The sequence below is a fragment of the Paenibacillus sp. S-38 genome (assembly GCF_049942825.1).
Lineage (GTDB): Bacteria > Bacillota > Bacilli > Paenibacillales > NBRC-103111 > Paenibacillus_G.
Map to the genome: position 1 here is coordinate 97,022 of NZ_CP187970.1, position 12,986 is coordinate 110,007.

At 54.5% G+C, this 12,986-nt stretch carries 15 protein-coding genes and 1 pseudogene; all 16 read left to right on the forward strand.

From position 1 onward, the window contains the following. The first annotated feature begins 75 nt into the window (after nt 1-75). The 16 genes and pseudogenes from ACP26L_RS00465 (at nt 76) to ACP26L_RS00540 (ending at nt 12,871) form a co-directional block, all read left to right on the forward strand. Nucleotides 76-474: a hypothetical protein gene (locus tag ACP26L_RS00465; RefSeq protein WP_426450498.1), complete on the forward strand. Its 399-nt coding sequence runs from the start codon at nt 76-78 to the stop codon at nt 472-474. 42 nt (nt 475-516) lie between these two features. Beyond that, nucleotides 517-2,406 (forward strand): DEAD/DEAH box helicase, encoded by a 1,890-nt coding sequence (locus ACP26L_RS00470; protein ID WP_426450499.1) that lies wholly within the window; start codon nt 517-519, stop codon nt 2,404-2,406. Between the two features lie 33 nt (nt 2,407-2,439). Next, a pseudogene (locus ACP26L_RS00475) lies at nt 2,440-2,637 on the forward strand (double zinc ribbon domain-containing protein); the annotation flags it as partial. A gap of 72 nt (nt 2,638-2,709) precedes the next feature. Beyond that, nucleotides 2,710-3,201, forward strand: a complete 492-nt coding sequence (locus ACP26L_RS00480; protein WP_426455250.1) for a ComF family protein — start codon at nt 2,710-2,712, stop codon at nt 3,199-3,201. A 106-nt stretch (nt 3,202-3,307) separates the two neighbouring features. After that, nucleotides 3,308-3,721 (forward strand): flagellar protein, encoded by a 414-nt coding sequence (locus ACP26L_RS00485; protein ID WP_426450500.1) that lies wholly within the window; start codon nt 3,308-3,310, stop codon nt 3,719-3,721. Between the two features lie 101 nt (nt 3,722-3,822). Next, nucleotides 3,823-4,104, forward strand: a complete 282-nt coding sequence (gene flgM / locus ACP26L_RS00490; protein ID WP_426450501.1) for a flagellar biosynthesis anti-sigma factor FlgM — start codon at nt 3,823-3,825, stop codon at nt 4,102-4,104. A 22-nt stretch (nt 4,105-4,126) separates the two neighbouring features. Continuing rightward, nucleotides 4,127-4,627 carry a flagellar protein FlgN gene (locus ACP26L_RS00495; RefSeq protein ID WP_426450503.1) on the forward strand — a complete coding sequence of 167 codons (501 nt, stop codon included), beginning with the start codon at nt 4,127-4,129 and terminating at the stop codon, nt 4,625-4,627. 93 nt (nt 4,628-4,720) lie between these two features. Further along, the gene (gene flgK / locus ACP26L_RS00500) at nt 4,721-6,328 is read left to right on the forward strand and encodes a flagellar hook-associated protein FlgK (RefSeq protein ID WP_426450504.1); all 1,608 of its coding nucleotides are present in this window, start codon (nt 4,721-4,723) and stop codon (nt 6,326-6,328) included. Between the two features lie 45 nt (nt 6,329-6,373). Further along, nucleotides 6,374-7,264 (forward strand): flagellar hook-associated protein FlgL, encoded by an 891-nt coding sequence (gene flgL, locus ACP26L_RS00505; RefSeq protein WP_426454769.1) that lies wholly within the window; start codon nt 6,374-6,376, stop codon nt 7,262-7,264. Nucleotides 7,265-7,284: 20 nt separating this feature from the next. After that, nucleotides 7,285-7,866, forward strand: a complete 582-nt coding sequence (locus ACP26L_RS00510) for a DUF6470 family protein (protein ID WP_426450505.1) — start codon at nt 7,285-7,287, stop codon at nt 7,864-7,866. Nucleotides 7,867-7,943: 77 nt separating this feature from the next. After that, on the forward strand, nt 7,944-8,387 hold the full coding sequence (gene fliW, locus ACP26L_RS00515) for a flagellar assembly protein FliW (protein ID WP_426450507.1): 444 nt from the start codon (nt 7,944-7,946) through the stop codon (nt 8,385-8,387). A 5-nt stretch (nt 8,388-8,392) separates the two neighbouring features. Next, the gene (csrA, locus tag ACP26L_RS00520; protein WP_426450509.1) at nt 8,393-8,629 is read left to right on the forward strand and encodes a carbon storage regulator CsrA; all 237 of its coding nucleotides are present in this window, start codon (nt 8,393-8,395) and stop codon (nt 8,627-8,629) included. Nucleotides 8,630-8,794: 165 nt separating this feature from the next. Continuing rightward, entirely contained in the window at nt 8,795-9,622 is an 828-nt protein-coding gene (locus ACP26L_RS00525; protein ID WP_426450510.1) for a flagellin, read from the forward strand. 254 nt (nt 9,623-9,876) lie between these two features. Then, a complete protein-coding gene (locus ACP26L_RS00530) occupies nt 9,877-10,704 on the forward strand; it encodes a flagellin (protein ID WP_426450511.1) in 828 nt (275 codons plus the stop codon). Nucleotides 10,705-10,957: 253 nt separating this feature from the next. After that, entirely contained in the window at nt 10,958-11,785 is an 828-nt protein-coding gene (locus ACP26L_RS00535) for a flagellin (protein ID WP_426450512.1), read from the forward strand. A 258-nt stretch (nt 11,786-12,043) separates the two neighbouring features. Further along, nucleotides 12,044-12,871: a flagellin gene (locus ACP26L_RS00540; protein WP_426450513.1), complete on the forward strand. Its 828-nt coding sequence runs from the start codon at nt 12,044-12,046 to the stop codon at nt 12,869-12,871. Nucleotides 12,872-12,986: the final 115 nt, after the last annotated feature.

A 12,986-nucleotide genomic window follows, 5' to 3' on the forward strand; every position in this document is an offset into this window, starting at 1 on the left:
GGGCTGAATTCATACCGACGGCAGGAACCAACCACCTCATAGCGGCATATACTGTTCCCAAGGGAGGGAGCCGCTATGATGTTAGGCTTGGTTTGGATCATTGGCTGCTATGCAGCGGGGATCGCCGTCATTCACGCGCTTCACCGGCAGTGGAAACGCCGCGGCGCCCGGCAGGCCGCACACTATGTTCTTTATACGCAGAATGCCCAGATGCAGCTCGAATGGTATCTGCGCTCGCTGTTCTTTTTTTCTTGGATGAAGGGCCGGAATATTGAAGTTACGCTGGTCGATGAAGGGTCTGCGGATGAGACGCTGGAGATTGCAGTAAGAATGGCAAGAGAACATTCTCTGAGTATCGTTTCACAGGAATATTGGAACTTGGACACTTGGATCGAAGGACATCAGGAACAGGATGTTGTCTTCATCCGGCTTAATCAAATCAAAGGTTTGGAGAGCGCTTACAAATGGCTGTAGACCATCGATGCAGCGCTTCCGCCTATATATAACAGGTGAGCTATGAAAGCATGGGTATATGCCGTATCGACGGCAGCCGGCATCACCTGGCACGTTTCCTTGGATTTGCGTGCGGACAGGGATCATTGGATCCGGACCGCAGGACGCGGATTCAGGTTTTTCGTGCTGGAGCCGGAACTTTCTTTTGGACAAGCCCAGGAGCTGGTGGGAAGGATGAAGCCGGGAGGGCCGGAACGTCATCTGCTCGGAAGGGTCAGTGCGGCCGGGGACCGTTTGGGCGTTAGGGGAGCAAAAGGGGGCACAGAGGACTGGCGGTTATGGGTCTGGGAGCCGGCCGGGGAAGCGGGCAGTCCGGTAGTCTTCCCAGAGTATGAGGCTCTATCTGCCAAGCTTCATGCCCTGATGGCCGGCCGTTCGCTGCTGCCGGAGGAGTATGCATCGCTGCTGACCCAGAGCGGCATGGGAGAAGCGGTCGATTCTCTCGCCTATTGCCTGCAGCGGGGACGGTTGGAAGGGATACTCTCCCTGGAAGGTGGCGTAGAGCTTCAACGGGAAGGCAGGAGCCTATCGATTCGCAAGCCGCCTCTTCGGGCCCAGTGCAGGCGGTGCGGCAGCCAAGGTACAAGGGCCTCCAAGGAGCCGCGGACGACAGAACCGGTCGTATGGACCCCCTGCCCCCATTGTGGAGGGCCCTGCCCATACTGTGAAGCTTGTTTGGCGATGGGACGGACCCGCTACTGCACACCATTGATCCGATCCGGCAAGCAAGCAGGGAGACGAAAGGAAGCCGTAAGACCGGGTGCAGTACCGCAATCCGACATGGACATCTACCTGAGGCGCTGGGGACTCAGTGATGTCCAGCAGGAGGCCTCGGGCTGCGCACTGCAATTTCTGAAAGGGAATCGAGTACTTTCGAGGAAGAATGAGAAGAACGGAGCTAGTACGAAGCCGGGCCGGTTTCTGATGTGGGCGGTAACCGGAGCGGGAAAGACCGAAATGATCTTTCCGATGATTGAATATACGCTAGCTCAAGGCGGCAGGGCGGCTGTTGCTACGCCTCGCCGGGATGTGGTGCTGGAGCTTAAGCCGCGTCTGGCTAAGGCCTTCCCGGAAGTCGGGCTGGTTACCCTGTATGGCGGAAGTGATGAGCGGTGGGATGAAGGGGAAATCGTTCTGGCGACCACCCACCAGCTCATGAGGTTCTACGAGGCTTTCGACCTTGTCATCATCGATGAAATCGATGCCTTTCCCTACCATAACAACCCGATGCTGCAGCATGCCGCTGAACGGGTGTGCCGGACGGACGGCGCCTATGTCCTGCTCTCCGCCACGCCGCCGGAGCAGCTTCAGCGGGAAGTGCGACGCGGCCGGCTTCCGCATGCCCGTGTGGCTGCGCGGTATCACCGGCATCCGCTGCCGGTCCCCCAGCTGATGAGCACTCCGCCGCTGCACCGGAGCCTGCAGCAGGGCGGCCTGCCGAATAGGCTGAGGGATAGTCTAAAGGCTTCCCTGCAGCGCGGCGCCCAGCTCTTTGTCTTTGTGCCGAAGATCGCTTGGGTGGGGCCGCTTACGGAGATGCTCCGCAGGATCTTTCCCGAGGTGCCGGTTGAGGGGACTTCATCCAAGGACGAACAGCGGACAGAGAAGGTGGCGGCCTTCCGGCAAGCCCAGATCCGGATCCTGGTCACTACCACGATCCTGGAGCGGGGGGTGACGATCCCCAAGTCCGATGTATTTATCTGCGACGCCGACTCCCGGCTGTTCGATGCGGCGGCCTTGATTCAGATGGCCGGCCGGGCAGGGCGATCTGCTCAGGATCCGGCCGGAAGGGTGATCTTTGCTGCGGAGCAGAAGACACGTTCACAGGCTTCCGCTGTGCGACAGATCAAAGAGATGAACCGCCTGGCGCGCAAAAAGGGGTACATCGGGTAATGGTCTATAAGGGGAACGAAAGGAAGTGGACCGGTGTGGACAGATAAGATCCGGCGGTGGCTCGCCGCCCGGTTGAGAGAGAGCGAGGGGCTGCTGTCCCGGAGAGATCCGCCCTGTTTGATCTGCGGTATTCCAGGCATCGAACGGACCCTGCCGATATGCCGGCAGTGCTGGGCGAAAATTCCTTGGATCACGGAAGTCCGCTGTACAGTCTGCGGCAGGCCGGAGGAATGCCAAGATTGTGTAAGGCGGGGAAGCACTTACTATACAAAAAACCGCAGCGTTGTTCGATATAATGATCATATGAAAGAATGGCTGGCCCTCTATAAATACCGGGGAAAAGAATCGATGCGTGAAGTGGTCGGTCCCATGCTGATGCACGCATACCAGCTTCACCGCAAGGTGGAGGCGGCACCTGCCGCGGAGTTCCTCTCGTATGTACCGCTGAGCCGGGAGCGGTTCGGCGAACGGGGGTTCAACCAGGCGGAACAGCTCGCCCGAGAACTGGGGCTTCGAACGGGAGTGCCCGTCATCCCGCTTTTAGAGCGAATCCGGCATACCGGGAAGATGAGCCTCAAGAGCCGTTCCGACCGTCTGCAAGATCTCCGAGGGGTGTTCAGAGCCGAGTCACAGGGGAGCGAATGGATTCGCAAAGCCTGCGGCCGCGGACCGGTACGGGTGTATCTCATCGATGATGTGTATACCACCGGCAGCACGCTGAACGAATGTGCAAGGACCCTTATCGAGCCGGTAGGGACACCGATGGAGGTCTGTGGAATCAGCTGGGCCCGGTAATGCCATCGCGTATATACGGACAGCTACAACATTTTGTATGTGCGTTAGTCCTTAATTTAGGCTACACTAGAAGTATTAGGACAGGCACCAGGGGAGGAAGTATGTCATGAGTCTTAATGTGGAAAACTGTAACCGCTGCGGTAAAATTTATGTAAAGAACAACTTTGGTGTTTGCCCTGCCTGCATCAAGGAAATCGAACTGCAGTACGAGAAATGCCTGAAGTATCTTCGCGAGAACAAGGGCTGCTCGATGCAGGAGCTCAGCGAAGCAACGGAAGTCCCGATGAAGCAGATTATGAAATTCATCCGTGACGGCCGGATTTCAATCAAGAACAATCCGAACATGAGTTATGAATGCGATGCCTGTGGAACTGCAATCCGCGAGGGCAATCTGTGCGAATCGTGCCGTACCCGTCTGATGAAGGATACAAGCAATCTGCACGCGGAAGAAGAGAGAAAACGGCTGCACCAAGAACAGCATAAAGCGACGTTCCAATCCAAAGATCAGAATGGTCGCTGATTTGCATATAATTCCACTAAACATTTGAATCCCGCCAGCCGATAAATAAGTATATCGAAAAAGGCGGGTTTCTCTATTCCTGCCGATTGAGGTGAAAAGGTATGAAAATTAACGGATCCAATCAAATGAATGCGATCAGCCGCTATAAGAGAACGGCTGAGACCCAGCAAGCCGCCGCTCCGGCCAAAGCGAAGCAGAAGGATCAGGTAGAGATTTCGAGCCAAGCCAAGGAGCTGCTCGAATCCCAATCGGTGAAATCTGCCGGCGCTGCATCCGACGCCCGCGCAGAGAAGATCAATGCGCTGAAGCAGGCCGTCCAATCCGGAACTTATTCCGTGGACGCAGGCAAGCTGGCTGACCGACTGCTGCCCTATCTGACCTAAACTAACCTGGAGGTGGTGAGCCATGTCTTTCGAGGCCCTGCTCGATACCATGACCGAACTGAATGAGATTCACAACTCGCTTCTGGAGCTCGCGGAGCAGAAGAGACATGTGCTCATCCATAACCAAGTGGAACAGCTGATGCAGATTGTAACCAAAGAGAACAAGCTGCTGAAGCGCATCGGAGAGCTGGAACAGCAGCGGGTGGAAGTGACCGGCGCGTTCCTGATGGAGAAAGGCTATAAGCCCAATCCCCGTGTAACCGTAAGCGATTTGACGAAGATTTTGTTTAATATAGAAGATAAGAAGCTGCTGCTCGACAAGCAGAAGCAGCTCGCTGCAGCCATTCGGAAGCTGCGGGAGCTTAACCGCGTCAACCAGCAGATGATTGAACACTCGCTGGCTTACATCGATTATTCGCTGGACCTGATCGTCGGTCCTCCTGAAGATGAGTTCGTTTATAAGAACCCTCAGGCCGCGGCCACCGGGCCGAAGCGCCAAGGAATGTTTGACTCGAGAGCTTAGAAGCAAGGCAAGCTGACTATAAAAAAGGCTGGCTGCGGATCCCGGAGGAAGGGCGGGCCGCTGCGGTACAGATACCGGAGGGGAAAACGACTCATGCGTTCTACATTTGGCGGAATCGAGATATCAAAGCGCAGCTTGTTCACACAGCAGGCGGCGTTGACTACCACGGGCCATAACATTGCCAATGCCAACACCAAAGGATACTCCCGTCAGGTTGTCAATATGGTGGCATCGATCCCGATCGAATATCCGGGTCTGATGCGCAGCAACGTTCCCGGACAGATGGGACAAGGGGTAGAGTTTGACAACATCAACCGGATCCGGGAGAAGTTCCTCGACAATCAATTTCACAACGAAAACAAAAGTTTGGGCGATTGGTCCATTCGTAAAGATACATTGGAGAAACTGGAGTCCATCATGAACGAGCCGTCCGATACGGGCATACGGCAGACGATTGAGGGCTTCTGGAGCGCTTGGCAGGAGCTCAGTAAATCGCCGGAGAACACAACGGCGCGCGTGCTGGTGAAAGAGCGTGCGCTTGCGATGACCGATGCGTTCAATCAAACGTCGCGTCAGCTGTCGGAGCTCTCGACGGACCTTACGGAGAGTATTGGCATCAAGGCGAAAGAAGCGAATACCGCGCTGAATCAAATTGCGAAACTGAACGAGGAAATTTACCGTATCGAGGGTCTCGGCGATAATGCCAACGATCTTCGGGACCAGCGGGACCTGCTCATGGATGACTTGTCGAAGATTGTGAATATTACGTTTACCGAAGAGGCAAACGGATATAACGTCAAGATGGGCAACGTGCAGCTCGTATCGGGGAAAACGGTGGGGACGCAGTTCACTACCGCTTCGATGGAAGCGGCGGCGGCAGCCGGGGATCTGAATGGCGGCGAAGTCTACGGAATGATCCAATCGAGAGATAACTATGTCGGGAACTATCAGTTCCAGCTAGATAATATGCTGAAGACGCTGGTACAGGGTGATATGCAAGTCAAGCTGCCGTCCGGCTCCGTCATTCCGGAGGGAACGACGCTGACGATCAAGAAGGATGACGGCACGACCGAGCAGAAACAGTTCACGGGTACCCTGGCCGAGCGTACGCTTGGAGCGGATACCAATGTTGTCGTCAAAGGATTTAACGGTCTTCATGCCCTCGGCTATGCGGGCAATGAGCCGCTGAGTTCCGGTCTCGCGTTCTTTTCCTTGAAGGAAGGTCAGACGGAGTTCAATGCGGCCAGTGTTACCGTGAATTCGGTAATCCAGAAGGACGTCTCGAATATTTCCTCCTCGCTTCGTACGTACCTGGCGTCCGACGGTACAGAGAAAGTGGTCAAAGGAAACAATGACATGGCTCTCCTGTTGGGAGGCGTGCGTGATGAGCGCGTAGATTTCGACCCAACGGCGACAGGCAGACCCATTCTGACCGACGGAACCTTCGACGAGTTCTTTCGTTCCATCATCGGGGAGCTTGGGGTGCAGAGCCAGGAAGCGACCCGTCAGGCGACCAACCAGCAGACCCTGGTTGATCAAGTAGACTCCAACCGTCAAGCCGTCAGCGGCGTATCGCTGGATGAAGAGATGGCGAACATGATTAAATTCCAACATGCTTATAATGCGGCAGCCCGTGCGCTGACTACATTCGATGAAATGCTGGACAAGGTCATTAACGGAATGGGAACCGTAGGCCGATAATATAAAAGCAATCATACTACTCTGAGGTGAGGATAAGCCATGACTATGCGGGTAACGCAAGGGATGCTGAACAACCAGCTGCTGCGTAACATCAACACGAACCTGAACCGCATCAATACGCACCAGAACGAGCTGTCCACCGGACGCCGGATCAACAAGCCCTCCGATGACCCGGTAGGCATGACTTTCGCGCTCCGCTACCGCAGCGAGCTCTCGGCGAATGATCAGTACGAGAGCAACGTAACGACGGCCGTGTCTTGGCTGGAGTACACGGACACCACGCTGGATCAGGCCAATACGGTCATTCAACGTGCCCGTGAGCTGGCGGTTCAAGGGGCTAACGGTACCAACCCGCAGCAGGCACTGGATGCTATCAAGACTGAGATCGATCAGCTCTATCAGCAGATGGTGACGATCGGTAACAGTGAATTTAACGGCAAGCATGTCTTTAACGGGCAGCTCACCGATCAAGCTCCGTATGATGCTGCGAATGCCGCCACGGCATCCGTGGACACCGGTGCCATCCAGTTCGACATCGGTGCGGGCGTAAGAGTGAAGGCGAACATTACAGGAGATGAAGTGTTCGGCCAAGCTTCTTCGAACACCAACGTGTTTAAAGTGCTCCAGGACCTCTCTTCTGCGCTGGGATCCGGAAATCAAACCGGCATCAATGATGCGCTGGGCCGTCTGGATGAGGCGAATGATTTGTTCCTGCAGGGCCGGGCCGATGTGGGTGCCCGTATGAACCGTATTGAACTGGCTCAATCCCGTTTGCAGGACATCAACGTGAACCTGCAGACCCTGCAGTCCCGTACGGAAGATGCCGACGTATCGGAAGTTATTACGAATCTTAAGACAGATGAGAACGTCTATCAGGCTTCTTTGTCCGTAGGATCGAAAATCATCTCTTCTTCCCTCGTAGATTTCCTGAGATAGATTGAGATAGAGGTGAGTTTATGAGTTTGTCCGTTTCGCCTCAGATTGGAATTCATCAACAGTATGCACGTATTGGTATCGACGCGGATCCAGGTCAATTTCAGATATCGCAAAGTCCCGCCTCGCTGGAGATCACGACAACTCCGGCGAAGCATGATTATCATACCGAAGGCGGCACACTTACCATTGATAACAGCGCTTGGCGGGATGCACTCGGGAATGGGCCTCATCTGCAGGTCATGAACCGGATTTATTCCAAGAGCCAGAGCATCGCGCTTCAAGGGATCGCCAAGATCGTCGAGGACGGGAACCGTCTTGCTGCGATTCATACCAAAGAAAACGCGATAGCCGGGCTTGCCGCTGAGAGCACCAACGACATTGACTTTAGTGAATACATGTATATGGGCGATGCAGCCTATGACAATATCGATCTGAATTATGAGCCGGCCCGGGTGGTTCGGGATATCCAGCCGGCGCAGGTACATATCAATGTAACGCGCAATGCTCCGGAGATTCAGTACAACCGGGGAAAGCTGGATATTTACATGCAGCAGCATGCCAGTGTGGAATTCACACCGCCGCAGATTGACTACAAAATTTAAAAAGAGTCATAATGAAGCTATAGAGGCATTTTGCGCTATAGCTCGTTTTTTTATTCCAAAAGGAAGAAGGTGCGCTCTTGCGTATTAACACATTGGCTCTGGGAGAGATCGAATACACCGAGGAAGAGGTTCTGACGTTTCCGAACGGCATTCCCGGCTTTGAAGCGTACACCCGGTTTCTGATGATCAGGCGGGAAGAGGCCTTTGCGTATCTGCAGTCGATTGAGGAAGAACGGCTGCACTTTGTTGTACTCAATCCGTTTGATGTCTATAAGGCGTATGAGTTCGAGCTTGGGCAGGAGGATCAGGAGGAACTCGAGATCCGGTCCGAAGAAGGCATTGAGGTATGGTCCATCGTTACGCTGGGGGATACGCCGGAGCAGTATACGCTGAACTTGATGGGTCCTGTGGTCATCAATACCTTGAGCCGCCTCGGCAAGCAAATTGTCCTTCATCATTCCCCTTATGGCACCAAACACAAATTGGTTGAATTGCTTGCGAATTCGAAAGAGGGGGAGTAAAGAAGATGCTCGTACTCTCACGCAAAAAAGGCGAGTCCATTATGATTGGGGACCAAATCGAAGTGGTCGTTCTCGGGGTGGAAGGGGAGACGGTGAAGATCGGCCTGAAGGCTCCACGCCAGCAGTCCATTCTGCGCAAGGAGATCTATCTCGCGCTCAAAGAGTCGAATCAAGAAGCGTCTTCCAAACAGGAAGCTTCCGGCAGTCAAATCGACCAACTGAAAAAACTGCTCGGCAAATAAAAAAGATTGGTTAAACTGGAAACAAAGTATAAACTTTCGCCCTAAAGCTTCCGATATATTGTAAAGTAGAGGAAATAAAAGGGCGGCCGACCTTGGTTTTCTCTCTAAACTTTACTAAGGTCCCCGCATGGACGCGGGTGACGAACTTCAGGGAGGAAGATTACCATGAGAATTAACCACAATATTAGCGCACTGAACACGCACCGCCAGCTGACAACGAACACAGCTAACGCAAGCAAGAACATCGAGAAGCTGTCTTCGGGTCTTCGCATCAACCGTGCAGGCGACGACGCAGCAGGTCTGGCCATCTCTGAGAAGATGCGCGGCCAAATCCGCGGTCTGGATCAAGCATCCCGCAACGCGCAGGACGGCATCTCCCTGATCCAAACAGGCGAAGGCGCCCTGCAGGAAGTTCACTCGATTCTCCAACGTCAGCGTGAACTCGCTGTTCAATCCGCGAACGACACGAACGTTACTGCCGATAGAACTGCGCTCAAAGCTGAGTTCGACCAACTCTCCAACGAGATTGGCCGTATTAAAGACAACACGACGTTCAACACGCAAAAGCTGCTCGACGGCAGTGCAACGGCAGCCCTGAAGATTCATGTAGGTGCTGATGCAACACAAACGATCGATATCGACCTGGATACCGCAGGTGTAGACCTGTCGGCTGTTAAAACGGCTGTATCCGCCCTTGATATCTCCACGCAAACCGGAGCTAACGGTGCTATCACAACAGTCAACACGCAAATCGAGTCCGTATCGTCCGGCCGCTCGTACCTGGGCGCGCTGCAGAACCGTCTGGAACACACGATCAACAACTTGAACAACGCGTCCGAGAACCTGACTGCATCCGAGTCCCGGATCCGCGACGTAGACATGGCGAAAGAAATGATGGAGCAGACAAAGAACAACATCCTGTCGCAGGCTGCGCAGGCGATGTTGGCTCAAGCGAACCAGCAGCCGCAAGGCGTACTGCAGCTGCTCCGTTAATTTACACAGACCTCAGCCCAATTGGGCTGGGGTCTTTTTTTTGTTCTATGGCCGATGAGTCTTAGATTCATTAAGAGGAAAAACATACCACGGGCTAAGACTCTACAAGCTATTCAATCTGCCTTGCTGCAGGACGATATATATATCATGAGGGGATGAGAGAGCGGGCGGCAGGCTCGAAGGACATCAGCCCTCCACACTAAACCAAACGATCCACATGGAAGTGGACGTTCCATTCAGGGAGGAAGAATAACATGAGAATCAACCACAACATCAGCGCACTGAACACGCACCGCCAGCTGACAACGAACACAGCTAACGCAAGCAAGAACATCGAGAAGCTGTCTTCGGGTCTTCGCATCAACCGTGCAGGCGATGACGCCGCAGGTCTGGCCATCTCCGAGAAAATGCGCGGCCAAATCCGCGGTCTGGATCAGGCATCCCGCAACGCACAGGACGGCATCTCCCTGATCCAAACAGGCGAGGGCGCCCTGCAGGAAGTTCACTCGATTCTCCAGCGTCAGCGTGAGCTCGCTGTCCAATCGGCGAACGACACGAACGTAACGGCAGACCGTACGGCCCTGAAAGCAGAGTTCGACCAGCTGTCGAGCGAAATCGGCCGTATCAAAGACAACACGACGTTCAATACGCAGAAGCTGCTCGACGGCAGTGCCGCAGCGGATCTGAAGATCCATGTAGGCGCAGATGCCGGTCAAACGATCGACATCAACCTAAAGACAGCAGGCGTAGACCTGACAGCGATCCAATCGGCAGCCGCAGGTGCAGACATCTCCACTCAAGGCGGAGCTGACACAGCAATCGGTACGATCAACACGCAAATCGAGTCCGTATCGTCCGGCCGCTCGTACCTGGGCGCGCTGCAGAACCGTCTGGAGCACACGATCAACAACCTGAACAACGCGTCCGAGAACCTGACTGCATCCGAGTCCCGGATCCGCGACGTAGACATGGCGAAAGAAATGATGGAGCAGACAAAGAACAACATCCTGTCGCAGGCTGCGCAGGCGATGCTGGCTCAAGCGAACCAGCAGCCGCAAGGCGTACTGCAGCTGCTTCGTTAATTTACACTGACCTCAGCCTTTGGGCTGGGGTCTTTTTTTTGTTCTATGGCTGTTGAATTTTAGATTCACTAGAGGAAAAACATACCACAGACTAGGACTCTACAAGCTATTCACTATCCCCTGCCGCAGGACGATATATATATCATGAGGGGATGAGAGAGCGGGCGAGCGAGCCCGAAGGACATCAGCCCTCCACCAAAATACCAAACGATCCACAAGGAAGTGGACGTCCAATTCAGGGAGGAAGAACAACATGAGAATCAACCACAACATTAGCGCACTGAACACGCACCGCCAGCTGACAGCGAACACAGCTAACGCAAGCAAGAACATCGAGAAGCTGTCTTCGGGTCTTCGCATCAACCGTGCAGGCGACGACGCCGCAGGTCTGGCCATCTCCGAGAAAATGCGCGGCCAAATCCGCGGTCTCGATCAGGCATCCCGCAACGCACAGGACGGCATCTCCCTGATCCAAACAGGCGAAGGCGCCCTGCAGGAAGTTCACTCGATCCTTCAGCGTCAGCGTGAACTCGCTGTTCAATCCGCGAACGACACGAACGTTACTGCCGATAGAACTGCGCTCAAAGCTGAATTCGACCAACTCTCCAACGAGATTGGCCGTATTAAAGACAACACGACGTTCAACACGCAGAAACTGCTCGACGGCAGTGCCGCAGCGGATCTGAAGATCCACGTAGGTGCAGATGCTGGTCAAACGATCGACATCAACCTGAAGACAGCAGGCGTAGACCTGACGGCGATCCAATCGGCAGCCGCGGGTGCAGACATCTCCACCCAAGCCGGAGCTGACACAGCGATCACGACGATCAACACGCAAATCGAGTCCGTATCGTCCGGCCGCTCGTACCTGGGCGCGCTGCAGAACCGTCTGGAGCACACGATCAACAACCTGGACAACGCGTCCGAGAACCTGACTGCATCCGAGTCCCGGATCCGCGACGTAGACATGGCGAAAGAAATGATGGAGCAAACGAAGAACAACATCCTGTCGCAGGCTGCGCAGGCGATGCTGGCTCAAGCGAACCAGCAGCCGCAGGGCGTACTGCAGCTGCTCCGTTAATTTACACAGACCTCAGCCTTTGGGCTGGGGTCTTTTTTTAGGCCGCTGGCTCGGGTGAAACTTATCAAAAGAAAGCGGGGGGCAGGGAAAACATACCACAGAAAAAAGTCTTTACCGCTATTCACTCTGCCCTGCTGCAGGACGATATATATATCATGAGGGAATGAGAGAGCGGGCGAGCCCGAAGGACATCAGCCCTCTACACTAAACCAACGATCCACAAGGAAGTGGACGTTCCATTCAGGGAGGAAGAATAACATGAGAATCAATCACAACATCAGCGCACTGAACACGCACCGCCAGCTGACAACGAACACAGCTAACGCAAGCAAGAACATCGAGAAGCTGTCTTCGGGTCTTCGCATCAACCGTGCAGGCGATGACGCTGCAGGTCTTGCCATCTCCGAGAAAATGCGCGGCCAAATCCGCGGTCTGGATCAGGCATCCCGCAACGCACAGGACGGCATCTCCCTGATTCAAACAGGCGAAGGCGCCCTGCAGGAAGTTCACTCGATTCTCCAGCGTCAGCGTGAGCTCGCTGTCCAATCGGCGAACGACACGAACGTAACAGCAGACCGTACAGCGCTGAAGGCAGAGTTCGACCAGCTGTCGAGCGAAATCGGCCGTATCAAAGACAACACGACGTTCAACACGCAGAAGCTGCTTGACGGCAGTGCCGCAGCGGATCTGAAGATCCACGTAGGCGCAGATGCTGGTCAAACGATCGACATCAACCTGAAGACAGCAGGCGTAGACCTGACAGCGATCCAATCGGCAGCCGCAGGCGCAGACATCTCCACTCAAGGCGGTGCCAACACAGCGATCACGACGATCAACACGCAAATCGAGTCCGTATCGTCCGGCCGCTCGTACCTGGGTGCGCTGCAGAACCGTCTGGAGCACACAATCAACAACCTGGACAACGCATCCGAGAACCTGACTGCATCCGAGTCCCGGATCCGCGATGTAGACATGGCGAAAGAAATGATGGAGCAGACAAAGAACAACATCCTGTCGCAGGCTGCGCAGGCGATGCTGGCTCAAGCAAACCAGCAGCCGCAAGGCGTACTGCAGCTGCTCCGTTAATTTACACAGACCTCAGCCTTTGGGCCGAGGTCTTTTTTTGTTTAATGATTGAGGAGTCTTAAATTCGCTAGAGGAAACACATACCACAGGCTAAGACTCTACAAGCTATTCACTC